Raw genomic sequence first — 23,075 nt, 5'->3', positions numbered from 1 at the left:
TAATGTCAGCGTCATGCAGTCTGCCAACTTTTTCCTATCTTTGAACGGTTTGATATGCATCACGCTCACGCAAACCATAACACACTTCACATTATATAAAAATGGAAACGATATGAAACAGGCAGTACAAATACGTTGCAAAAATAATAAAAAAACTGAAAAAGTAGCTATCGGAAGCACACTTTCTGATATTTTTTCGCAATTTAATCTCCCAATGCCTTACGGCCCAATCTGCGCCAAGGTGAACAACAAAGTGGAAGGAATGCACTATCGGGTCTACCACAGTAAGGATGTGGAATTCCTTGACATGCATTCTCCTTCAGCTTCGCGCAACTACACACGGACATTGTTTTTCGTGCTCTGTAAGGCTGTTCACGACCTTTATCCCAAGAGTTATGTCATCATAGATATCCCTGTTTCCAATGGCTATTACGTCAATCTGCAACTTGGTCACCCTGTAGAACAGACCGATGTAGACCGCATTTGCCGACGCATGCAGGAGATTATCGATGCTCATATGCCTGTGAAACGCTTCGAAGTGCCGGCAGAACAGGCGATAAAGATGTTCAGAGACCGGGGCGATGAGGCTAAGGCCAAACTCTTGGAGAGTGCAGGAAAGCTCTACACTACCTATTATGAAATTGATGATTACGTGGACTTTTATTATGGTTCGCTGCTGACCAACACGCGAAGTCTCTATCTCTTCGGACTTGACAAATACTATGACGGTCTGCTGTTGCGCATCCCTTCGATTGAAAATCCAGGGGTTTTGCCCGAGATTATCAGGCAAGACAAGATGTTTGAGATATTCAAGGAGCACCACAGATGGCAGGAAATTCTCGGTGTCCGCACTGTAGGCGACTTCAATGAAGCCGTCACTACGGGCCACGCTACAGACTTAATCAACGTCAGCGAGGCTCTGCAAGAGAAGAAGATTGCACTCATTGCCGACGAAATAGCCAACAGAAAGGGTGTGAAGTTGGTGCTTCTGGCAGGGCCTTCTTCGTCGGGAAAGACCACCACCTGCAAGCGGTTGTCGGTTCAGTTGCTGGCCAATGGCATCAAACCATTGCAGATAAGCCTTGACGACTACTTCGTCAACCGCGATGACACGCCTAAGGATGCCAAGGGAGAATATGACTATGAGAGTATCTATGCACTCAATCTGAAACTCATCAACGAGCAGTTCAATGCCCTTTTCCGCGGTGAAGAGGTGGAGCTTCCAAAGTATAATTTCCAGTCAGGAAAGAGTGAAAAGAGTGGCAAACGGCTCAAAATGAGTAATCACAACGTGCTTGTTGTGGAAGGTATTCACGCCTTGAACCCCGAGCTGACGGCCCAGATACCGGAGCAACAGAAGTTTCGTGTCTATGCTTCGGCACTGACAACGATACTCCTCGACGATCATAACTATATTCCAACAACCGATAACCGCCTCCTGCGTCGCATCGTTCGCGACAACAAATACCGTGGAGTCACGGCACAGGAGACCATTCGTCGGTGGCCGTCGGTACGCTCGGGAGAGAACAAGTGGATATTCCCTTATCAGGAAAATGCCGATGCTGTGTTCAACACGGCTATGCTTTTCGAACTTGCAGTGCTGAAAACGCAGGCCGAACCGCTGCTTGAACAGGTGCCCGAAACAGCCTCGGAGTATAGCGAAGCCTATCGTTTACTGAAGTTCCTGAAGTATTTCAAGCCCATCAGCAACCGTGACATTCCTCCCACATCGCTGCTGAGAGAGTTTCTCGGAGGCAGCTCGTTCAAGTATTAGAAAACTTTTGTTGGGCCAAGGGAGGTTTCCCCTTGGCTTTCTTCTTGCCCTGTCTGCCGTGTCATAATCACAGGAAGCAGAAAATAGGTTAAATCTTTTCAAGAGTCTTTACAAATGCTCTTCAATGCTTGGCGTATTTGAAACAAGAGCCTTCCTCGTTCAAAATACGCACTGTTTTCTGATAGCTTGCAACGCATTAACAGTCAATCGGTTATGAGACTAAGAGCAAATTTTGAGGTCAAATCACGCTGAAAAACGCGGTGATTTGCATCAAATGACCTCATCACTTGCCTCATCTTGCCATGCCATCTGACGCAAATAGCGCGGTGATCTCCACCCTATTGTTTCATCATAATGACCATGTGGCAAAATAACAGGAGAGAGGTGGGAGAGCAATTCGGTATGGATTGTACTCTTAAAAGTCTTATATTTATAATATGTGTTGTCGTTTCCCATATTTGCAACTCGGTGCGAGTTATGCTCTTAAAAGTCTTGTATTTATAATATGTGTTTCGTTTTCCATTTTCGCAACTCGGTATGGATTGTACTCTTAAAAGTCTTATATTTATAATATGTGTTGTCGTTTTCCATATTTGCAACTCGGTACGAGTTGTACTCTTAAAAGTCTTGTATTTGTAATATGTGTTTCGTTTTCCATATTCGCAACTCGGTACGAGTTATGTTTTTGAAAGCCCCATGTTGGCGAGCGAAGTGAGCCTACGTGGGGATTGAATAGACGCATGAAGTGAACCCGGAACGGGTTCAGCTTTTTCTTATCTTCTACGTAATTGGAAAAAACAAAACCCGTACCGGGTTTGAAAATCACACGTTACCACTCCCCCGAGGTTGGCTCGTTCCTCGCCAACCGCGGGCTTTCAAAAGCATAACTGCTACGCAGTTACGTTACAGGCTCATATCTCGTCTGTTATCTTGCCACACTTTCAAAAGCATAACTCGTACCGAATTGCTACATAAAAAATGCCTCATCGTACAACATAATATCCATTGACATCCATAGGAACGAAAGTCGGGATAGCCCAGCATGGCACTCATCGCACGACATAACATCCATTGTCATCGTATAATAATAGATAATCCGTAGAACAATATATACCCTATCATATGACAATCTCTATTAAATCCCGCTGTAACTTGACTCACTTTACCATGCAACTTGACGCTAATTACACTGTAACTTGAGTCACTTTGCACGGTAAAATGACTTTAGTTGCGCGGTGATTAGCGTCAGATTGCAGCATAAGATGATAGGAGTGATGATGCCGAAGCCATAGAATGGTTTCGCCCAAGCATGGAAAGCGCGTTTTCATTTCTGTTTGGTGGTGTCTGGAAGTGTTAAAAACCGGATAAGTTTCTTTACATGAAAGTGGGACGTTTCAAGTGAGAAAAAATACTTTCAGACTTGCAGAAAGAGAAAGAAAAAATGTATCTTTGCAGCTGGAGTCTAAGAAGAGAATTATTAAAAATGTCTTGTCTTTTGCCTATAGGCTGTGAGATGAAGCTGGTTCTCAATTTTCGTTTCCTAAGAATTATATTATGGAGTCATTCGTTGAGCATATATTTGTGCTGTTAGGAGCATCCGCATTGGTGATTGCTGTCTTCTTTCTTGTCTTTCATTTTTCGCCTGTCCACACGCTCCCCAGTATGGTAACGTTGCGCGTAAAGGCCATTCTGGGCATTCTGGCAGCTACGTTTCTCACCGTAGTGAGTGTTGTTTTGTCAGTCCGTTACAACCACGAATTGCAACAACTTTTTCCTAATATCTTCGAGTATGGAGTGTTTCCGGCAGTGTCTTTGAGTGCAGTGATTTTGCTTTCGTTTTTGATATGCTTCGTTTTCAAGTATGAAAAGGCTGTGTGGTTGCATCGCAATCCCAAACGAAGTAGGTTGATGTTGCAGGCAGTCAATCATACATTCAAAGTCAAAGGGGTGTCAATAGGCAGCATTGATGGTATAAACAATGGGCGCGGTGTAAGCTTTTCATGGTTTGACGGGCGCTTTATTGCTGCGGGAAAGCATAAGGTAACGTTTCAATTCTATACCTATCGGAAGCTTAGGCGATATGCTGCCATGGACATTGTCTATACGAAAGACATCACCATGGAGTTTCTCCCGGGCGCTGTTTACATGGTTGAAGCTCGCCCGGGGAGTAAGAATTTCCATGTCACAAGAGATATGAAACGGAGCATATAGCAAGCTGTGCAGACTTAAAAGGTCGGCACATGCCTACTCATGGATACATACTTCGAGCCTCCCTCTTCTTTAGGGAATCGGCAGTTGCTGTTCATTGAGCTTGCAAAACGAGGATAGCAAAGGGTTGGAAAGGCTCTCCTTTCTACAAAATCTGCTCGGCGTGAGCCTTCACTTTGATTTCTTTTGGTCCGATGATGCGGGTCACTGTGCCCTCGGTATCCGTGATAAAGGTGGTGCGGTACACGCCCATGTATGTGCGTCCGGCCATCTTTTTCTCGCCATATACACCGAGTTCCTGCACGAGTTTGAGTTCTGTGTCGCAGAGAAGTGGGAAAGGAAGGTCGTATTTTTCAATGAACTTATGGTGCGATTTGGCATCCTGTGTGCTGCATCCCAATACGGCATAACCTTCTGAAATGAAGCGCTTGTAGTTGTCACGGAGGTTACACGCCTCGTTGGTACAGCCTGGGGTAGAGTCCTTCGGATAGATGTACAGCACTAATTTCTTGCCATTAAAATCACTCAGTTTCCATTCCTTACCGTCTTGGTCAACGCCTAAAACCTCGGGAAGTCTTTGTCCTATTTCAATCATACGTTATGGGATTATGTTTGTTTTCCTATGTCAGCCGTTGCCGAAAGTGGCAGTTAGCCTGTCATGGACAAAGATACGACTTCTTATTGACACTTTCAACCTTTTCCAAGATAATTTATCTCATGGGATTAAACAATGGTGAATTTGAGAAAAAAGACGGCATGAAGAGATGCAAAATAGAAAAGATTGCTTATCTTTGTGGCAGATAAAGGTAATGATTATGGAAACAACTGTATTCAATCCTACCCAGATTCATTTGTTGAAAATGTTTGAAATTGACAAATCAGAAGAGGGACTTGAAGAACTGAAAGAAGTGCTTTATCACTATTATTCTAAAAAAATGAATAAGGCACTTGATTGGTTATGGGATACCGGACAGCTTGACCAAAAGCGCCTGGACGATATTAATGAAACCGATCTTCACGCATTGTAGGAAACATGCGCATAGTACTTGATACAAATTGCCTGATACAAAGCGTGTCACCTCGCAGCAAATACCATGCTGTGTGGGAGTCCTTTGTATCGGGAGAAAATCGACTTTGCATAACAAATGAAATCATTGAAGAGTATATTGAGATTCTCCAAAAGCTTGTAGGATATGAGGTTTCAGAGTATATTGTGAAGACTATTATCAACAGTCCATTTACAGAATTCTTCACACCTTATTATCATTTTGAACTTATCAAGGCTGATCCTGATGACAATAAGTTTGTTGATTGTGCGATTGTTGCCCGTGCAAGATATGTTGTAACCAATGATCATCACTATGATGTACTAAAAGAAATTCCATTCCCTAAAGTGCAGATTATCTCCATTCAGGATTTTATGAAAGTTGTAGGTGGCTTGTAATGTGTTGCTGTGAATAGTTGATTTTGCTATATTCTCATTGATTTTTATTTAAGTAACGCAAGTAAAAGAGTCGTAATATCTCCTGAATATCCTAATTTCTTCCTATTAGTTTATGTTTGTTTGAATATGAAATGCGGATGAAGTTCATCGCCGTAATGCGGCTGATAGCTGAAGCCTGCTTCGTTGAAAGCAAGGAGTTCATCGGGCTGGTGCCATTTGTTTTGGATGATGCAGCGTGTCATGGCGCCGCGACAACGCTTGGCATAGACTGAAACGACCTTCATGCTGTCGCCTTTCTCCACGTAGAACAGGGGCTGAACAACCTTTACTTCGCGGCAAACGCGTTTCCAATCGAAGAGATGTTCATATTCCTCGGTAGCCAAATGTATCAGCACACCATCATCTTTCTTAACGGCTTCGATGAGTGCATCTGTAAGGCGTGAGCGCCAGAAGGCAAACATGTTTTGGTCTTCAGCAGCGTGAAGATGCACCTTGGCCTCCATGCGATAAGGATGGATTTTGTCTGACGGACGCAGCAGACCATACAGGAATGACGTGATAAACAGGTGGCTTTGGGCAAATCGGAAGTCGGCTTCAGAGAACGAAGGTGCCTGCAGGTACTTGTAAGCATGACCGTTGTAGGCTAACAAAGCAGGCATTTTTTCATCGTCATTGAAGAAACTCTGAAAGCGCAACTGATTCTCTAAAGCTATCGACATGCTGCAATGAAAGGCTTCAGCCAACGTTTCCACAGGCCACGAACTCATTTCCAAGGCAAAGCGTTCGGCCGTGGCTTCATAGGCAGGTTGAGTCTCTATAGGCACTTTTACGGCTGTCTTGGCATTCATGTTCTTGGCTGAAGCGAGGATTATCTGCATAGGGTGATGATTTGGTTTCCGTCAATATATTCTGTTTTTTCTATATGCGCATGCGTGGGGAAATGTGGAGCTGCCACGCCTTCTGTTATCATTATCGGAGCCGTCTCCACTCGGATTTCGTCCCAAAGTCCGCGTTCGATGAAAGCCTGCAGCGTCTTTCTGCCCCCTTCTACAACGAGACTTTGTTTTTTATCGGCATAGAGATGAGCGATGATTTCATCAATGGTTGCTGCGACAGTCCAGCCTTCCGGCCGCTCTTTTCGTGCTGCCATAGTCGGCGAAAGCACGATACGTTCGGGATTACAACCACTCCATTGGCGCACGTCAAGGCGGGGATGATCGGTCAAGAAGGTGGTATGGCCTACGAGAATAGCTTCATTTTCGGCCCGCAACTGATGCACAAGCATTTGTGTGACAGGCGTAGAAAGCTGCAGCGGACTGTCTTTTTTGCTGATAAAACCATTCGCTGTCTGTGCCCATTTCAGGAGAATATACGGCCGATGCAAAGCATTGAACGTGATGAAACGGCGGTTCAAGGCCAAGCATTCCGCTTCCATGACGCCCACAACGACCTCAATACCGGCGTCGCGCATGCGCTGAATGCCACGTCCCTGCACCTTGGCAAAAGGGTCAACACAACCGCAGACGCATCGCTTTATGCCCTTGCAGATGATGAGATCTGCACAGGGTGGCGTCTTGCCATAATGTGAGCAAGGCTCCAACGACACGTAGATTGTGGCCTCGGGCAACAGCCTCTCATCTTCCGGTCTGACGCTTGCAAAGACATTCACTTCAGCGTGTCCTTCGCCGCATCTGACGTGATAGCCTTCGCCGATGATGCGGTCATGTGCCACAATCACAGCACCCACCATGGGGTTGGGCTTGGCGTTCTGCCGTCCGTTCTCTGCCAGTTGCAGGCAGCGTTTCATGTAGTATTCATGCTCCATAGGCTGCAAACTTACTGAAAAATCTTTGATTAGGCGTGGCAAACCCCCATTTTTTATCTTTTAATAGGATGGAGTTTGTGTGAGTTATTGTTTTGCAGTGTGGCTGGATTGACACCGCATCTACCTTTTTCCATATATCTCTTTCATGATGGCTTCGCCCACCCTGGCCCGATAATGACTCATGTCATAATAGTCATGGAAGTCAATGAAGCGGTCGTCGTGTGAGTAGTCATAGACGCACTGCGGGCCGAAAATATGCAGAAGTATGTCTAAATCATCCGGATTGAAGCGCTCCCGCTGATAGTTTGGGCCGATAACCATCTTCAAATTCGTGTGGTGGCGTTCGCAGAAATTCTGCAAATCAGCCAGCATTCTGATTTGTCTTTCGCCCAAGACACGCGGTGCAAGCGAGGTCTCACGCGGCTTTCGGCTCTCCGAATTCCATTCGCCCTGCTGCCAATAGCGCTCACCTAAACGCTTGATTTCGGCCTCCTCGGGCAGCAATGCCTCGTTGGTGACGCGGTCGCGTGACGGCAAATTGTCATAGAATACGCCTGAGGCCTTGGGGTCACGGTAGCCTGTAAAGGCATATTTCAGATAGGGAACGAGGAACTTCGGATAGAAGAAACTCTGCAGAAACTCCGTCTGATAGCTTGCCCAACTCTTGCCCGTCACCTCCGGAGGCATAAGATGCATGATGCCGCCCTGGGCACTTTCTTTCTCAAAGAAACTGCGTTCGACGACCAACAACAGGTTTTCAATCTTCTGTCCCGGCTGTCCTTCAAGGGCTTCGAGCTTCAGACTGACGTCTCCCAAGCCTTCTGCATTGCTGAAAAAGCGGAATGGATGCCCGTTGATATGGCGCTGCCAAATGGAGCATGGAAAGGCTTTCGTGCACGAAGTGCCCATCACAAACGAGTTGTAATGGCAGCTTCGGCCTTGCTGTTTGTATTTTTTCCAAGCCACGGCACCCTCATCCTGCACCACCCAGGAATGGTCGTAATCCGCATAACTGCGCAACACCATGAACGGATCCTTATAGGCATAGAAGGCCACGAGCAATAGTACAGGCAGGCTGATGACGAGGCATTTCACATAGAATGTCAATAGTTTATGCTTCTTTTCCATGGCTTAGAACTGAATATAAATAAAGTTTTCAACGCCGAAAGCACCATAGAACAGCACTATCAGCACCACTGCGAAATAACAAGTCCAGCGAATGGGCGCACGCCAACGGCTGCTCGACTCGATGAGGTCACGTCGGGCATTGACTGCTTCGATGACAAACATCAATACAACGGCCACTGCAAAGACAATCCAATAATAGTCGGAAAGCTCGAGCCTCAACTCTTTCACCGATGAAAGATAACCGTCGAAGAGGTGGCGATAGGTATAGAGCACGTCGGAAACCGAACTTATACGGAAGAAAAGCAGCGACAAGGCAAAGAACAGATAGGTGCGAATAATCATCAACACGCGCCCTACACGCTGTCCGAAGACATTGTAAAGGCGCTCTCTGCGCTTGCCCAAAAGGGTCTCGATGATGATTAGAATGCCCTGAAAAAGACCGTAGCAGGCGAATGTCCACCCTGCCCCATGCCACACACCGATGCTGACAAACGTCACCAACAGCGACACATAGATGCCCCAGCGATGCCATGAGCGCAGCGAAGCATTCAGTGGAGTGAACACGTAATCACGCACCCACGCTGACAATGAGATATGCCAACGGCGCCAAAGTTCGCCCGTAGACGTTGAAATAAACGGTCGGTTGAAGTTGGGTTGCAGCTTGAAACCGAGCATTCGGCCTAATCCAAGCGCCATGGCTGTATAGCCGGCAAAGTCGGCATAGAGCTGAATGGGATAGAGAAGCGTGGCGAGCAGCAGCTGCATTCCCGATGCCTGGCGCACGTTGTCGAGCACACTGTCGAGCGAAGGGCCTATGCGGTCGGCGATGACAAGCTTCAAGAAAACTCCCCATGCCACGAGTTTCAGTCCGCCAACCACCTGCTGATAGTCGAACGCATGTGCTTTCTTAAACTGTGGCAACAGGTCGTAAGCACGCTCGATTGGTCCGGAAAGGAACTTCACGAAAAGCAACATGTAGAGCGAAAAGTCGATGAAATCGTCTTCGGGTTCCTCTTCCCAATAGATTTCTATGAGGTAGGAAAGGGCCTGGAACGTGTAGAAAGAGATGCCAAGTGGAAACAAATCGAAGTAGTATCTGGCCACAAGCCAGAAGCCAACCAGGGCTACCACCGAGGTCCAAAGCCACCAACCGGCCTTCGGAGTGTTGACATTGGCATGAATACGACGGCCTGCATAGAAGGTGAAAAGCGTGATGCCAACGGCCGTCAGCAGATAAGTAAGGTGGTAATAACCAATGAAAACCACGCTCGCCAAGAGTAGAACAGCATGTTGCTGGCGTCGTTTTCTAAAGGCATAATACAGGATAAAGGCCACCAGCATGCAGGTGACAAACGGTATTGAGATAAACTCCATGATGCAATCTGTCTGTCGTTTTATTGCTGACTCTTGCTGATGACAGCATCAGCCATGTCGCCAATGTTCTTCATACGGATGATATCGCGCAGCTTGAAGTGGATGTTCCAACGCTTTTCTATCTCACTGATGATGGTCATGTTGGTCAGAGAATCCCAGTTCTCGATATCATCGGTGGTCATATTTTCAGAAAGTTGCAGGTTACTTTGGTTCAACACGGCAGAGAAAATGCCATTCAAAGCCTGCATGATTTCGTTTTTTTCCATTCTGTTTCTTATTTTTATAAGTCCTTTTTTAGTTTTTTCAAAATGTGCGTTCTCCTGCTAAATGCTTTCCTTAATGCGTTTTCTGTCGATTTTATTATTGGCATTCTGCGGGAAAACCGGCATGAAAACCACGCGCGAAGGCAGCATGTAAGCGGGCAGATATTGCCGCAGGAAGTCTTGCAACTGCTCACTGCTTCCGTCATCATTGCACTCTACAACCAAGTTGATAGTCTGGTTGTTCTGTTCTCCCAGCACAACAGCAACCACGGCTGTCTGCTGGTCATAATAGCGTCGGGCCACGCTTTCTATCTCGCTGAGTTCAATGCGATAGCCCTGTATCTTTACCTGAGAGTCGCTACGTCCCACGTATTCGATGTCGCCATTTTCATCTTCACGGCAGATGTCACCCGTCAGATACCAGCGGCGTTTGCCGTCAGAGAAGAAAGCCTGACGGTTCTTTTCATCATCATTCCAATAGCCCGGAGTGAGCATATCGCCTGCTAAACAAAGCTCGCCTGTATCGCCTTGCACCACTTTCTGATGCTCGCTGTCGACAATCATCGTGTGGGTATGCAACATCGCTTTACCGATACTGACCACGCCATTGTGCTGTTTGATGTCGTGACTGCCCACACGATAGGCCGTACAGTAAATGGTGTTTTCGGTCGGCCCGTACACATTCCACACCGTAGCATGACTTGCCACCTGCTTCCATGGCACCACATCATCAACCATTAATGCCTCGCCACAGAAGAGCGAATAGCGCAAGTCGGGAGCCGAAAGCTCGCTGAGATAAGGACGAAGATAATGGATAACCGAGGGAACCATAAGCGTAACGGTGAGTCGGTAGTCGTCCATCAGGCGGAAAACCTCTTGCCATTTAATGCTGCTAAGACGCACCGTGTAGACACAAGCGCCTGCTATCAGCGGTGGAAGATAGCTGCCCACCGAAAGATCGAAAGTCAAATCAAACATCTGCAAGCAGCGATCTTCGGGCAAAAGACTAATCCCCAACTGGGCAAAAGCCTCCAAAAAAGCTTCCACATTGCCGAAAGTAACGGGCACACCCTTGGGCCGTCCTGTTGTTCCAGAAGTGAAAAGGATATATGCCGGAGCATCTTTGTCGACCTCGCAAGGGGCATCTAATTTGTCGGCATCAGGCAGTTGGGCCGTCATGATGACACCCTCGCTGTCGTAACGCGTGCTTTCACCCGAGTCAAGAATGGTCTTGATGTCCACCTGACTGATGATATCATTGCAGCGTTGCAAGGGTTGAAGCGGATGAAGAGGTACGTAGCAACGGCCTTCCATCCATAAAGCGAGTATGGAAGCATAGGTGTTTAAGTCGTCGTTGGCCACCAAACCGATGATACTTTCGCATTCTCTTACCGCGCAACGGATAGCTGCAACACGCTTCATCAGCTGTCCGTAAGTCCACATTTTATCGTCAATGCAAAAGGCATTCTGCGATGTATGGGCCAACAGACTGTCATGAAGAAGCGCCACAAGCTGTGCATTTTGGCTTTCTTTGATCATTTCCTTGATTATAAAGTAAATGCAAAGTTACATCAAAATGCAAGATTATGGCGCTTCCAAGGACTTAAAAATATTAAAAAACAGGATTGCCTACGCAGGCATTCGGCATTTGAATATGCAGCATACTGCACACACTCGGTGCAATATCTGTCATGGAGGTAGGATGCGAAGTGGCACCCGAAGTGATGCCCCAACCCATGAATATCAATGGGATATGACTGTCGTCAGGGTTCCAAAGACCATGGTTTGTGCCTTTATAGTCGGGACTTGATGGGCAATTTACCCACCCGGGATTGGTGATGATGAGCAAATCGCCACCGCGTTCACGGCTATATCCGTTGATGATACGCTCGCGGATAGGCTGTGCAATGGGTTGTGTAGCCACATTATCATAGTTGACCACATAGGTGATGTTTTCTTTCTTTTCGAGCAGTTGCTTTGCTTTGGCCTTCACTTTTGCCAACTCCAATCCAGCTTCAGCAATGCTCTTGCGGTCGAAATAGATGCGGAGTGCATTCTCGCCCAAGATGAAATTGGCTTTCGTTCCAAATGACTGTTGCAGTTCTTTGTTGATTTCCTTCGTCAAATTCCAGCCTGCAAAACCACCGGCAGCTAACTTATGATTGCGCATGAAGTTAGGATTGTGCGAGCCACCATGGTCGGCTGTGAGGAACACAAGATAGTTTCCACGGCCTACTTGAGCATCCAAAGTATTGAAAAAGCGGGCAAGATCGCGGTCAAGCTGTATGTAGACATCGTGGATTTCGGGGCCACGTGTGCTGTACATGTGGCCGATAATATCGGTAGAAGATACGCTCACAGCGAGCATATCGGTCTCTGTTCCCAAGCCGAGTCGTTCGTTTTTCAACGCAGCTTCAGCCATATCGAACGTCATGGTGACGCCTTGCGGTTTGCTTTTAATGTCAGAGCCGGGTTTCTGCAGATGCTTCTTGTTAAATTCAACAGCCCATGAAGGCAGCTTATCCATATAGTAAGTGCTCGTAACGAAATGGCCGGCACTTGTGTCCCACCAATAAGCGGCATCGGCACTATGGCCTGCAGGCAGAATGGCAGCACGGTCTTTGAGGGCCACACCAATGACCTTCGACTTGAAATCTGTGGCCAATTTCAATTCATCGCCTATCGTTGAAGCCAGCAGATTGCGTGGCGACATCTTGCCTTCCTTGGAACTACTGCCCACACTCTGCACGTTGTCATCGCCACAGCAGTAGGTGTTCTTTCCATTGATAAAGAAGCTATTGCCGAGAATTCCTGTCAAAGCAGGGACACTACCGGTGTAAATACTCGAGTGACCAATGGCTGTAACCGTGGGAATATAAGGTATCATGGTGTTCTCACAGCTATATCCTTCAGCCAGAAGTCGCTTGAAACCACCCTCCACAAACTCCTTGTTGTAGTAGTAGAGATAGTCCCAACGCATCTGATCGACCACTATTCCGACGACCAATTTCGGTCGGTTCACCTGTGCATGCCCCATGAACGAGCAGGCCAACAGCAATAGAATTAAAATGTTTTTCTTCATTATAGTTATGGTTTATGGTTCTTTTTCTTCATAGATTAGTCTGTAAGTACAGGCTTACCTCCTTGAGGAGACTGGGAAGAAGCTACTCTTTCACAATACGCTCTCACATCTTTCCAATGATAATAAGGGGCAACATCGCTCTTGACAGGCAGCTTAGCCTCGTTCTCATTGCGCAGAATCTTGACGAGAATGTCGTCACTTCCCTGCTTACGATAGAACACAAACTGCAGGTTGCAGGCCATAGGGAAGATGCGATAATCGTTCCATCCGCGCATGGCTACTTGCTCCAAGTCGGCCACCTGCATTCCCGTGTCGTCGAGATTGAGCAGACATGTGAGCGGCATCACCATGGTGTCATGACCGTAACGCAGTGTAGCACCGGGATGATTCAGTTTCAAGCAGCTGTCGACCTCACTGACAATCTTGCGCAAAAGGAAGCGCTGTGAGGTGGGTTGCTTACCGCCGTTGAGAGGTGAAGGGCCATAGTTGATATACCACCATGCATTGGTTGTGGCCCAAAGGTCATAGAGTTCGTCGTCTGTGAAAAGGTCATAGAGCGACATCTTATGGCGCAGTTCAGTGCTCTGAATGTTGCTGGCCTGCTTGTAAAGTGCTTTGTAGAGTTCTTTATAATTAACCTCTTTCTGCCAGTAACTGTCGTCATTGAAAAGCTCACGCATCACACGTTCAGGGTGAATATGGCGTTTGCTGAAAGCATCATATGCCTCGCGTGCTTCCTTCGGCATGCGCTGTTTGAAGAGCGAAGTGTCGTTATGGTTCATGTAATACATGTCGTGATAGCTGGCATCATGGGTGATATCGAGCTGCGGGTTCATGCGAACCAACTGCTGCAAAGCGTTTTCCATGCTCAGAATACAGCGGATAACCACCGTACTCTTAGCGTCTACATGCGTCTTTCCCTTGAATATCTCGGGGAAATTACGCATCATTCGTTCGGCAATCTGACGGTGTTGCTCTGCACCAAGCTGTGTCAGCTCACCATCACGGCCCTTTGCTGCATCGCGGAGCAGGCGCAGTTTATGGAGCACCTCCTGTCCTTTCGGTGTGAGTTTTCCTAAGGTATCTGCCTTTTCAAGCCATTTCACAGGCTGCTGATAGTCGCGTTTTCCTATGAGCCAGCGGCTTCCATGACGACCATAATGGCTCAGATAGAATGGCTCATAGCCTTTCGGAGCGGGCGTAAGTGTCTTCTGAAGTGGGCCGGGATAGGCTAAATAATTACTTGCCGACAGTTGTCTGTTGGCCTTAAAGTCTTGCTTTGCCTGCTGTGCAAAGCCGCTGAGACAGAACGTCATCAGCGATAGAATAACCATTTTCCTTTTCATACGCTTACAAAGATAAATCTTTTTTCGTAACATAAAGAAAAAAAACAACAAATAAAAACTTGCAAGTGGCTGATCAACGAATTCTTATTTTTCAGATATCCTCCAATATTCTAAGATGTACCGCGAAGCGGGTAGGAGCCTTCCTACTTACATTTTAGGCCTCCTTGTCGCAAGCGACATCTGAAAATATCTAAGAATATTATAGAAGATATAAGGGTTATTGGAGGACAAATAAACTCTTATTTTCAGATATTCTCCGATATTCTAAGATATACCGCGAAGCGGGTAGGAGGTTTTTCCTTTGGTTTTTAGGCCTCCTCGTCGCAAGCGACATCCAAGAATATCTAAGAATATTTCAAAAGATATAGGGGTTATCAGCTTATAAACGAATTCATTTTGTTTCCTAAGAAGACGCTCTAAGCTCGTGCTCCCCTCCTTGGGAGGGGTTGGGGGAGGTTTCCATTAGGAGTACTTCTCCTTGCAGTTTAGGCCTCCTCGTCGCAAGCGACATCCAAGAATATCTTAGAATATTATAGAAGATATAAGGGTTATCAGCTTATAAACGAATTCAATTTGTTTCCTAAGAAGACGCTCCAAGCTCGCACTCCCCTCCTTGGGAGGGGCTGGGGGAGGTTTCCATTAGGAGTGCTTCTCCTTGCAGTTTAGACCGCCTTGTTGCAAGCGACATCCGAGAATATCTAAGAATATTATAGAAGATACAAGGGTTATTGGAAGACAAATAAACTCATATTTTCAGATATTCTCCGATATTCTAAGATATACCGCGAAGCGGGTAGGAGGTCTTTCCCTTGGTTTTTAGGCCTCCTTGTCGCAGGCGACATCCAAGAATATCTAAGAATATTCCAGAAGATATAAGGGTTATCAGCTTATAAACAAATTCATTTTGTTTCCTAAGAAGATGCTCCAAGCTCGCACTCCCCTCCTTGGGAGGGGCCGGGGGAGGTTTCCATTAGGAGTGCTTCTCCTTGCATTTTAGCTCTCCTCGTCGCAGGCGACATCTGAGAATATCTAAGAATATTATAGAAGATATAAGAGTTATTGGAGGACAAACAAACTCATATTTTCAGATATTCTCCGATATTCTAAGATATACCGCGAAGTGGGTAGAAGGTATTTCCTTTGGTTTTTTAGGCCTCCTTGTCGCAAGCGACATCCGAGAATATTTAAGAATATTTCAGAAGATATAGGGGTTATCAGCTTATAAACGAATTCATTTTGTTTCTTAAGAAAATACTCCAAGCTCGTGCTCCCCTACTTGGAGAGACTTCGGGATAGTTCATCCTAAGATATACTGTAATACGGTTAGGGGACATCACTTCATCAATAATTCAGAAAGCCTTGCATCTGTTCTCTGTTTCATCAAAATGATATTTCTCAAAATGTACACCATCACTGTAACTGAAATTTATCAATAATCCAATCGGAATATGAGTCAAGCGCATGTAATGAAATAATTGTAATCTATGCTCTTTCCTTATTTCTTCTACCGCTTTTAACTCTAAAATGATTTGATTATTGATAACAATATCCATGCGATATGTCTTAGACAGTCTGACGTCTCTAAAGAATAAAGGTAGTTCTTTCTGTTCTTCGACTTTAAAACCATTCTTTCGGAGTAAATAGACGAATGCTGCCTGATATGCAGATTCCAGTAATCCTCCTTTATATTCATTATAGACAGAGAATGCATCACCAATGATTTTCTTAGATAATTCTTTGTATTCTACGATGTTCATGATAAAAGATTATTGGTTTACTCTTTGAACGTAATTCTTTGAAATAAATTATATGTACATGTATTTATTTCCATTAATCCTTTTAGATTTATGCTCGTTATCTACTTTCTTCTTGCATTTTAGCTCTCCTCGTCGCAGGTGACATCCGAGAATATCCAAGAATATTATAAAAGATACAAAGGCTATTGGAAGACAAACAAACTCTTATTTTCAGATATTCTCTAATATTCTAAGATATACCGCGAAGCGGGTAGGAGGTCTTTCCCTTGGTTTTTAGGCCTCCTCATCGCAAGCGACATCCGAGAATATCTAAGAATATTTCAAAAGATATAGGGGTTATCAGCTTATAAACGAATTTATTTTATTTCCTAAGAAGACGCTCCAAACTCGTTCTCCCCTCCTTGGGAGGGGCTGGGGGAGGTTTCCATTAGGAGTGCTTCTCCTTGCATTTTAGCTCTCCTCGTCGCAGGCGACATCCAAGAATATCTAAGAATATTATAGAAGATATAAGGGCTATTGGAAGACAAATAAACTCTTATTTTCAGATATTCTCCGATTTTCTAAGATATACCGCGAAGCGGGTAGGAGGTTTTCCCCTTGGTTTTTAGGCCTCCTTGTCGCAGGCGACATCCGAGAATATCTAAGAATATTTCAGAAAATATAAAGGTTATTAGGCTGTAAATTAATTCATTTTGTTTCCTAAGAAGACGCTCCAAGCTCGTGCTCCCCTCCTTGGGAGGGGGCGGGGGAGGTTTCCATTAGGAATACTTCCCTTGCAGATTTCAGAAGATATAAGGGACATTTGATAATAAGACAGACTGAATTTCAATACATACTTTGTCAAAAAACATCTGAAAAAAACGGGGATTGAAAAACAGGAAACAGGAAAATAAAAAGCGGAAAATATCGGGAAAGAAGACCGAAAAGGGGAAATGGCAATGCAAGAATAGGAGAATACAATTGCAACTTGACGCAAAACAGCACGCTTTTTGATGCAGATTGGTGCATGATTTGACGCAACATGGTACATAACTTGACGCAGATGACAAGGTAATCTGACGCAAATCATGAAGATATTTAATAGAAATAACGACGTGTTTCATGCAAGTATATGATTTACAAACAGTTAGAAATATCGCAAATTCTGCGCGTTTTCGGCCCGAAGAAGAGTCTCACGGAGAATACGAGAGCGTTTTGTCAAGAAGTTTTCTATTAAGAGTTATCCCTTCATTTATTTTCATTTTTGCTTTGTTTTGTCTGTGATAATCTTTATCTTTGCAGAAAGATTAAAATGTCATGGCAAATCAATCTCAATGGCAGGAAGCGTATTGGTTGCCGCTATTGCAACTGTATCTCAGGAAGCCCGTGGGCATGAAACCGCTCTACTCACGGCCCATGATAGACCTTGCCCTTGAATTAAACGTTGCACCTAAGCAGCTTTACGAGCAGATGAAGATGCTCGATAAGCGGGAAACTGCCTCACTGCAGCAGCTTTGGAAACGTTTTGCCACACACCAGAAACAGCTTCGACGCGACATCGAAACCATCAGAAAGATGCGGGGGTTCAATCATCCTCAGCAATTTTATGACGGTGTCAGTCAGGAAGAAACCTGGCAAACAGATTTCCGACCGCTGCAAGTGGATGCTTCGTTGACCCCACTCCACCTGATCATCATCCTCGACCTCTATTTCCGACTGACGCCTATCACGATGGTCAGCGACACACCCGAAGTGAAGGAATTAGCCACATTGCTAAGCTTAAAACCAGAGAAAGTGGCTGAAATCATGGGGATTTTCCAACTCTGCGACCCCTACTTGAACCGCATGGCATTTGAAGTGAGCGAACTCTTTGCCTCCTGTCACGATGTGTGGCAGCGCTTTGGCAACCTCAACCCCAACGAACTGGCACGCGAAGCCACACAGATGAAAGATTTTTTTAAGACATCATGGCACAGAAACTGATACAAACCCAAGAACAGAAGCTGGCACAACAGATGCGCCTTTCACAGCAACAGATGTTGCAGGTGCGCCTGCTGGAGATGCCGTTGACTGAACTTGAGGAGAACATCAACGCCGAACTCGATGATAATCCTGCCCTCGAAAAGGACGACAGTGACATGACATTGGCTGAAAACGAGGGCGAGAACGACTTTTCAGACAGCGAGGATAACGACGATTTCGACAGCATGAACGAGAAAGAGGAGCGTCAGGATGCCCTTGATGCTGCCCTTGAAAACATCGGCAGTGATGATGTAATGCCCCAGACTCCCTATGCCAACAACCACGATAATGCCGATTATGAGGAGACGGTATATGGTGACACGACCTCATTTTATGACAAGCTGAAAGAGCAGATGGATATGCTCACACTCACCGACAAGGAGCATGCTGTGATGGAATATCTCATCGGAAGCCTTGATGATGACGGTCTGTTGCGTAAGGATTTGGGCAGCATCAGCGACGAATTGGCTATCTATCACAATATCGATGTGAGCGAAACAGAGATTGAAAAGGTGCTGACAATGTTGCAAGGCATGGATCCTGCCGGCATCGGTGCACGCTCCCTGCAAGAATGTCTGTTGCTCCAGGTGAAGCGAATGCGCCGGGAAGGTGGGCACAGTCCACGCCTCTTGGAGGTCATGGAGCGCATTTTCAAGGAATGTTTTGAAGCCTTCACCAAGAAACATTGGGATAAAATAAAACTGCAACTCGGCCTCAGCGACACGCAGGTGGAAATGCTTCAGCGTGAAATCCGCAAGCTCAATCCGAAGCCGGGAGCATCACTTGGCGAGACCGAAGGACGCAACATGCAGCAGATTACGCCTGATTTCATTGTCGATACGGCCGATGATGGCACCGTGAGTTTCAGCCTCAACCATGGGAATATCCCCGATTTGAAGGTCTCTCCCTCGTTCACTGAAATGGTAGATGCCTACCGAAACAACAAGGAAGGCATGAGTAGGCAGGCTAAGGAAGCGCTACTCTATGCGAAAGAAAAGGTGGCTAAGGCACAAGGTTTCATCGAAGCAGTGAAGCAACGCCGTCAAACACTGACGCTTACCATGCAGGCTATCATCGCTTGGCAAAAGAAATTCTTCCAAGACGGAGATGAAAGTGACTTGCGCCCCATGATATTAAAGGACATCGCCGATAAGACAGGACTTGACATTTCGACGATAAGTCGCGTCAGTAATGTAAAGTATGCGCAGACCAGATGGGGCACTTTCCCCCTTCGTTTCTTCTTCACGGATGCCTATACTACCGGAGAAGGCGAGGAAATGTCAACGCGGAAGATTAAGATTGCACTGAAAACTGTCATCGAAAAAGAGGATAAAAGTAAGCCGCTCAGCGATGAGGCATTGACCAAACTGATGAAAGAAAAAGGCTTCCCGATAGCTCGTCGCACGATTGCAAAATACAGAGAGCAGCTGAATATACCTGTAGCGAGGTTGAGAAGGGGGTAGGTTTATTCTATGAAAGAAAAAGATATTATATTGGCTGCACGCATATTCAGTATGGTATTCACACCATTCTATCTACCCATTGTGGGCCTTGCCGCGCTGTTTCTCTTCAGTTATTTAGGGCTCATGCCATTAGGATATAAACTCACAGTGCTGGGTCTTGTTTATCTGTTTACCATTCTCTTGCCCACTTATATCATACGCCTCTACCGACATTATCAAGGTTGGAAGCCTTTCGACTTCATCGTGAGAGAGCGAAGAATGGTGCCCTATGTCATCTCAATCGTGTGTTATTCGGTGTGTTACTACCTCATGAGCATAGCTCATATACCTCATTTCATGGGCAGCATCCTTGTAGCTGCGGTGTTGATACAGGTGGTTTGCGCCCTCATCAATGTCTGGTGGAAGGTCTCTATGCATGAAGCGGCCATCGGAGGAGTGGCAGGTGCATTGCTCGCTTTTGCCTTTCTGTTCACCTTTAACCCTATCTGGTGGTTCTCTTTGGTAGTATTTATATCGGGTATTGTAGGCACAAGCCGCATGATGTTGCGCCAACACACGCTGTCACAGATTGTGGTGGCATGGCTCATCGGCTTCTTCTTAGCTTTCTTCACGATATCCATGGTATAGCCATTGCTTGAATATGAAATTATAAACGAATTAAAAACATACAATCATGACACCAATTATCAGTATCATTATGGGCAGTACGAGCGACCTTCCAGTCATGGAAAAGGCTTGCAAATGGCTCAACGACAACGAAATTCCGTTTGAGGTGAACGCGCTTTCTGCCCATCGTACGCCCGAAGCTGTAGAGACTTTCGCCCGCAATGCCAAGCAAAGAGGCATCAAAGTGATTATAGCTGCAGCAGGAATGGCAGCTGCCCTGCCCGGTGTTATCGCTGCTTCGACTCCGCTTCCTGTAATCGGTGTGCCTATCAAAGGTATGCTTGACGGCCTCGATGCCATGCTTTCTATCATCCAGATGCCCCCTGGTATTCCTGTGGCAACAGTTGGAGTGAACGCTGCCCAGAATGCAGCTATCCTCGCAACAGAGATGATTGCCCTCTCTGATGAAGCCGTTGCAGCTAAGATTGACGCATGGAAAGCGGGGCTTGGAAAGAAGATTGAGAAGGCAAATGAAGACTTGAAAGAGGTGAAGTATACGTATAAATGTGATTAAGAGAAGCCTCCCCCGACCCCTCCAAGGAGGGGGGAGCGCGCTTGAGAAGCCTGCAAAGAATATCAAAAAGAGAGGAAGAACGAATCTATTAAAGTCATTGACGATTTTTAATCCCTCTTATCAGACATACAGAAACCGAGAATTTACATTTCAACATGGGCATGGATAGATACTCACGAAGGGGTAAACCTATTTTCTCTTGGTGCTAATCAATAGAGAGAACACTGCATTGCAAGAAAGCATCAGCATATAAAACAAATGAATTTAAACATCAGTATTCTGCCCATCATCCGCTAATCCGCCCTCCCCTCCCTTGGGAGGGGGCGGGGGTAGGCTTTGAATAGGCTTCTTATACATTATGAACATAGATTTATTTCAATACAAACGGCGAGAGACATCGACCGTACGTATAGGTGCAATCGACATGGGAAGTGAATATCCTGTGCGTGTGCAAAGTATGACAACCACCAATACCAACGACACGGAAGCATGCGTTAAGCAGGCAGAAGAGATTATCAAAGCAGGCGGAGAACTTGTTCGTTTGACCACACAAGGCACGCGGGAAGCTGAAAATCTCAAGCCTATCAACGCACAACTGCGGGCCGACGGCTACACAACACCACTCGTGGCCGATGTGCATTTCAATCCGAATGTGGCCGATGTCGCTGCCCTTTATGCCGAGAAAGTGCGCATCAATCCGGGCAACTACGTTGATCCTGCCCGCAAATTCATCAAGCAGGAATACACTGATGAGGAATATGCTGCGGAGCTGAAGAAGATAGAAGACCGTCTCATTCCATTCCTCAACATCTGCAAGGCCAATCACACGGCCGTGCGCATCGGTGTGAATCACGGCAGTCTGAGCGACAGAATACGCAACCGCTACGGCGATACTCCCGAGGGAATTGTCGAGAGTTGCATGGAATTTCTACGCATTTTCAAGCGCGAGAAGTTTGATAATGTCGTCATTTCTATCAAGGCTTCGAACACCATAATCATGGTACGTTCGGTCAGATTATTGGTTGAAACCATGGACAAGGAGGGCATGAACTATCCGCTTCACCTTGGAGTTACCGAGGCAGGAGAGGGCGAAGACGGACGCATCAAGAGTGCTGTCGGCATCGGTGCACTGCTGGCTGACGGCATCGGTGACACCATTCGCGTCAGCTTGAGCGAGGAACCTGCGGCCGAAATTCCTGTTGCCCGCCATTTAGTTGACTATATCAACCGCCGTCAGGGACATCTGCTCGTACCGGGAACTCAGGCAAAAGCCTTCAACTGGCTACGCTCCGAGCGTCGCTTCACACGTGCCGTTGCAGGCATTGGAGGCAGCAATGCACCCATAGTCATCGCTTCTTCACTGAGTGGAAACAAGCAGGAAGCCGACTACATCTATGCCGGTCAGGAATTCAAAGAGCGCAAGGAAGGTCAGAAATACATTGTCGACTATGACCAATACATGACGCTCGACGACAAAACCAACGTCTATCCTATCTTCCCTATGACTGCCGTTCCGTTCATAGCCATGGCAAAAGCCGACTTGAAATTCCTTGTTTTGCAGTTTGGTGCACCGACAGAAGAATATCTTGCCTGCCTCAAAGCGCATCCCGAAATCGTGGTTGTCTGCATGAGTAATCACCAGAACAGACTGGCAGAACAGCGTGCCTTGGTGCATGAAATGTGGGAGAATGGCGTCTTCAATCCCGTGGTTTTCGCACAGATGTATCGTCACACAGCAGCCGAAAAGAGCGATTTCCAGCTCGAAGCTGCCGCAGACATGGGGGCATTAATGGTCGACGGATTGACCGATGGACTATGGCTCATGAACGATGGCGACATTCCACAGAGCATCATCACCGACACTGCATTCGGCATTCTGCAGGCTGCACGACTCCGTACAAGCAAGACTGAATACATCAGTTGCCCGGGATGTGGCCGCACACTCTATGACCTTCGCGAAACGATTGCCCGCATTCGCGAGGCCACAAAAGACATGAAAGGCCTTAAAATCGGTATCATGGGCTGTATTGTCAATGGTCCCGGCGAAATGGCCGATGCCGATTACGGCTACGTGGGCGCGGGAGTTAACCGCGTGAGTCTTTACAGAAAACAGGTCTGTGTGGAAAAGAATATCCCGCAGGAAGTGGCAGTAGAACATCTGTTGGCACTCATCAGAAAGGATAGGGAGAGTTGACTGGCAGACAAGTTGACGAGTTGACAAGCATGGAAG

The 23,075-nt window shown here is 46.3% G+C and carries 21 protein-coding genes; 10 read left to right on the top strand and 11 right to left on the bottom strand.

Translation table 11 applies throughout. The features are described from left to right. Positions 1–112: 112 nt before the first annotated feature. Entirely contained in the window at positions 113–1,774 is a 1,662-nt protein-coding gene (locus EL210_RS02885) for a nucleoside kinase (RefSeq protein WP_026285970.1), read from the top strand. Positions 1,775–2,044: 270 nt separating this feature from the next. Here the strand turns inward: EL210_RS02885 and EL210_RS02880 are convergent, their stop codons facing one another. Next, the gene (locus EL210_RS02880) at positions 2,045–2,230 is read right to left on the bottom strand and encodes a hypothetical protein (protein ID WP_018920651.1); all 186 of its coding nucleotides are present in this window, start codon (positions 2,228–2,230) and stop codon (positions 2,045–2,047) included. Positions 2,231–3,328: 1,098 nt separating this feature from the next. Here EL210_RS02880 and EL210_RS02875 point away from each other — a divergent pair. Then, complete coding sequence (locus tag EL210_RS02875) at positions 3,329–3,985, top strand: hypothetical protein (protein ID WP_018920650.1); 657 nt, start codon at positions 3,329–3,331, stop codon at positions 3,983–3,985. 142 nt (positions 3,986–4,127) lie between these two features. Here the strand turns inward: EL210_RS02875 and EL210_RS02870 are convergent, their stop codons facing one another. Further along, positions 4,128–4,577 (bottom strand): peroxiredoxin, encoded by a 450-nt coding sequence (locus EL210_RS02870; protein ID WP_018920649.1) that lies wholly within the window; start codon positions 4,575–4,577, stop codon positions 4,128–4,130. A 5-nt stretch (positions 4,578–4,582) separates the two neighbouring features. Here EL210_RS02870 and EL210_RS02865 point away from each other — a divergent pair, with 5 nt between their 5' ends. Genes EL210_RS02865 through EL210_RS02855 form a run of 3 tightly spaced genes read left to right on the top strand, consistent with a single transcriptional unit; the run spans position 4,583 to position 5,426 of the window. Further along, positions 4,583–4,786 (top strand): hypothetical protein, encoded by a 204-nt coding sequence (locus tag EL210_RS02865; RefSeq protein WP_018920648.1) that lies wholly within the window; start codon positions 4,583–4,585, stop codon positions 4,784–4,786. Positions 4,787–4,797: 11 nt separating this feature from the next. Further along, on the top strand, positions 4,798–5,010 hold the full coding sequence (locus EL210_RS02860) for a hypothetical protein (protein ID WP_018920647.1): 213 nt from the start codon (positions 4,798–4,800) through the stop codon (positions 5,008–5,010). 5 nt (positions 5,011–5,015) lie between these two features. After that, the gene (locus EL210_RS02855; RefSeq protein ID WP_018920646.1) at positions 5,016–5,426 is read left to right on the top strand and encodes a PIN domain-containing protein; all 411 of its coding nucleotides are present in this window, start codon (positions 5,016–5,018) and stop codon (positions 5,424–5,426) included. A gap of 110 nt (positions 5,427–5,536) precedes the next feature. Here the strand turns inward: EL210_RS02855 and EL210_RS02850 are convergent, their stop codons facing one another. The 9 genes from EL210_RS02850 to EL210_RS02810 form a co-directional block, all read right to left on the bottom strand. Further along, the gene (locus EL210_RS02850) at positions 5,537–6,304 is read right to left on the bottom strand and encodes a YaaA family protein (RefSeq protein WP_018920645.1); all 768 of its coding nucleotides are present in this window, start codon (positions 6,302–6,304) and stop codon (positions 5,537–5,539) included. Beyond that, entirely contained in the window at positions 6,295–7,251 is a 957-nt protein-coding gene (gene ribD, locus EL210_RS02845) for a bifunctional diaminohydroxyphosphoribosylaminopyrimidine deaminase/5-amino-6-(5-phosphoribosylamino)uracil reductase RibD (protein WP_126370195.1), read from the bottom strand. The genes EL210_RS02850 and ribD overlap by 10 nt, the downstream gene beginning before the upstream one ends. Before the next feature lie 120 nt (positions 7,252–7,371). After that, positions 7,372–8,379: a hypothetical protein gene (locus EL210_RS02840; RefSeq protein WP_018920643.1), complete on the bottom strand. Its 1,008-nt coding sequence runs from the start codon at positions 8,377–8,379 to the stop codon at positions 7,372–7,374. Between the two features lie 3 nt (positions 8,380–8,382). Continuing rightward, entirely contained in the window at positions 8,383–9,753 is a 1,371-nt protein-coding gene (locus EL210_RS02835; protein ID WP_026285968.1) for an MBOAT family O-acyltransferase, read from the bottom strand. A 20-nt stretch (positions 9,754–9,773) separates the two neighbouring features. Further along, positions 9,774–10,019 (bottom strand): acyl carrier protein, encoded by a 246-nt coding sequence (locus tag EL210_RS02830; protein WP_004373020.1) that lies wholly within the window; start codon positions 10,017–10,019, stop codon positions 9,774–9,776. 57 nt (positions 10,020–10,076) lie between these two features. Continuing rightward, entirely contained in the window at positions 10,077–11,555 is a 1,479-nt protein-coding gene (locus tag EL210_RS02825; RefSeq protein ID WP_018920641.1) for an amino acid adenylation domain-containing protein, read from the bottom strand. 73 nt (positions 11,556–11,628) lie between these two features. Further along, positions 11,629–13,098, bottom strand: coding sequence for an alkaline phosphatase family protein (locus tag EL210_RS02820; RefSeq protein WP_025879841.1), 1,470 nt, complete (start codon positions 13,096–13,098; stop codon positions 11,629–11,631). A gap of 35 nt (positions 13,099–13,133) precedes the next feature. Continuing rightward, the gene (locus tag EL210_RS02815; protein WP_025879842.1) at positions 13,134–14,444 is read right to left on the bottom strand and encodes a histidine-type phosphatase; all 1,311 of its coding nucleotides are present in this window, start codon (positions 14,442–14,444) and stop codon (positions 13,134–13,136) included. Between the two features lie 1,349 nt (positions 14,445–15,793). After that, positions 15,794–16,201 carry a GxxExxY protein gene (locus EL210_RS02810; protein ID WP_018920638.1) on the bottom strand — a complete coding sequence of 136 codons (408 nt, stop codon included), beginning with the start codon at positions 16,199–16,201 and terminating at the stop codon, positions 15,794–15,796. 1,296 nt (positions 16,202–17,497) lie between these two features. Between EL210_RS02810 and EL210_RS02805 the strand changes: the two genes are divergently transcribed. The 5 genes from EL210_RS02805 to EL210_RS02785 all read left to right on the top strand — a co-directional run bounded on the left by EL210_RS02805 (position 17,498) and on the right by EL210_RS02785 (position 23,039). Next, complete coding sequence (locus tag EL210_RS02805; protein ID WP_004373049.1) at positions 17,498–18,163, top strand: hypothetical protein; 666 nt, start codon at positions 17,498–17,500, stop codon at positions 18,161–18,163. After that, positions 18,148–19,665, top strand: a complete 1,518-nt coding sequence (rpoN, locus tag EL210_RS02800) for an RNA polymerase factor sigma-54 (protein ID WP_018920636.1) — start codon at positions 18,148–18,150, stop codon at positions 19,663–19,665. Before EL210_RS02805 ends, rpoN begins: the two co-directional genes overlap by 16 nt. A gap of 9 nt (positions 19,666–19,674) precedes the next feature. Beyond that, positions 19,675–20,292 carry a phosphatase PAP2 family protein gene (locus EL210_RS02795; protein ID WP_018920635.1) on the top strand — a complete coding sequence of 206 codons (618 nt, stop codon included), beginning with the start codon at positions 19,675–19,677 and terminating at the stop codon, positions 20,290–20,292. A 46-nt stretch (positions 20,293–20,338) separates the two neighbouring features. Beyond that, entirely contained in the window at positions 20,339–20,845 is a 507-nt protein-coding gene (gene purE / locus EL210_RS02790; protein WP_004377954.1) for a 5-(carboxyamino)imidazole ribonucleotide mutase, read from the top strand. Between the two features lie 358 nt (positions 20,846–21,203). Next, positions 21,204–23,039: a 4-hydroxy-3-methylbut-2-en-1-yl diphosphate synthase gene (locus EL210_RS02785; RefSeq protein WP_018920634.1), complete on the top strand. Its 1,836-nt coding sequence runs from the start codon at positions 21,204–21,206 to the stop codon at positions 23,037–23,039. Positions 23,040–23,075 lie beyond the last annotated feature (36 nt).

This window comes from Segatella oris (assembly GCF_900637655.1).
Taxonomy (GTDB): domain Bacteria; phylum Bacteroidota; class Bacteroidia; order Bacteroidales; family Bacteroidaceae; genus Prevotella; species Prevotella oris.
Note: the sequence above shows the minus strand (reverse complement) of the source record. Positions and strands in the feature narration are given on the sequence as shown.

What these genes read in the sequence shown, in the direction of transcription:
- EL210_RS02885 (WP_026285970.1), top strand. Translation starts at nt 113, where the DNA reads ATGAAACAGGCAGTACAAATACGTTGCAAAAATAATAAAAAAACTGAA.
- EL210_RS02880 (WP_018920651.1), bottom strand. Translation starts at nt 2,230, where the DNA reads ATGGGAAACGACAACACATATTATAAATATAAGACTTTTAAGAGTACA.
- EL210_RS02875 (WP_018920650.1), top strand. Translation starts at nt 3,329, where the DNA reads ATGGAGTCATTCGTTGAGCATATATTTGTGCTGTTAGGAGCATCCGCA.
- EL210_RS02870 (WP_018920649.1), bottom strand. Translation starts at nt 4,577, where the DNA reads ATGATTGAAATAGGACAAAGACTTCCCGAGGTTTTAGGCGTTGACCAA.
- EL210_RS02865 (WP_018920648.1), top strand. Translation starts at nt 4,583, where the DNA reads ATGGGATTATGTTTGTTTTCCTATGTCAGCCGTTGCCGAAAGTGGCAG.
- EL210_RS02860 (WP_018920647.1), top strand. Translation starts at nt 4,798, where the DNA reads ATGGAAACAACTGTATTCAATCCTACCCAGATTCATTTGTTGAAAATG.
- EL210_RS02855 (WP_018920646.1), top strand. Translation starts at nt 5,016, where the DNA reads ATGCGCATAGTACTTGATACAAATTGCCTGATACAAAGCGTGTCACCT.
- EL210_RS02850 (WP_018920645.1), bottom strand. Translation starts at nt 6,304, where the DNA reads ATGCAGATAATCCTCGCTTCAGCCAAGAACATGAATGCCAAGACAGCC.
- ribD (WP_126370195.1), bottom strand. Translation starts at nt 7,251, where the DNA reads ATGGAGCATGAATACTACATGAAACGCTGCCTGCAACTGGCAGAGAAC.
- EL210_RS02840 (WP_018920643.1), bottom strand. Translation starts at nt 8,379, where the DNA reads ATGGAAAAGAAGCATAAACTATTGACATTCTATGTGAAATGCCTCGTC.
- EL210_RS02835 (WP_026285968.1), bottom strand. Translation starts at nt 9,753, where the DNA reads ATGGAGTTTATCTCAATACCGTTTGTCACCTGCATGCTGGTGGCCTTT.
- EL210_RS02830 (WP_004373020.1), bottom strand. Translation starts at nt 10,019, where the DNA reads ATGGAAAAAAACGAAATCATGCAGGCTTTGAATGGCATTTTCTCTGCC.
- EL210_RS02825 (WP_018920641.1), bottom strand. Translation starts at nt 11,555, where the DNA reads ATGATCAAAGAAAGCCAAAATGCACAGCTTGTGGCGCTTCTTCATGAC.
- EL210_RS02820 (WP_025879841.1), bottom strand. Translation starts at nt 13,098, where the DNA reads ATGAAGAAAAACATTTTAATTCTATTGCTGTTGGCCTGCTCGTTCATG.
- EL210_RS02815 (WP_025879842.1), bottom strand. Translation starts at nt 14,444, where the DNA reads ATGAAAAGGAAAATGGTTATTCTATCGCTGATGACGTTCTGTCTCAGC.
- EL210_RS02810 (WP_018920638.1), bottom strand. Translation starts at nt 16,201, where the DNA reads ATGAACATCGTAGAATACAAAGAATTATCTAAGAAAATCATTGGTGAT.
- EL210_RS02805 (WP_004373049.1), top strand. Translation starts at nt 17,498, where the DNA reads ATGGCAAATCAATCTCAATGGCAGGAAGCGTATTGGTTGCCGCTATTG.
- rpoN (WP_018920636.1), top strand. Translation starts at nt 18,148, where the DNA reads ATGGCACAGAAACTGATACAAACCCAAGAACAGAAGCTGGCACAACAG.
- EL210_RS02795 (WP_018920635.1), top strand. Translation starts at nt 19,675, where the DNA reads ATGAAAGAAAAAGATATTATATTGGCTGCACGCATATTCAGTATGGTA.
- purE (WP_004377954.1), top strand. Translation starts at nt 20,339, where the DNA reads ATGACACCAATTATCAGTATCATTATGGGCAGTACGAGCGACCTTCCA.
- EL210_RS02785 (WP_018920634.1), top strand. Translation starts at nt 21,204, where the DNA reads ATGAACATAGATTTATTTCAATACAAACGGCGAGAGACATCGACCGTA.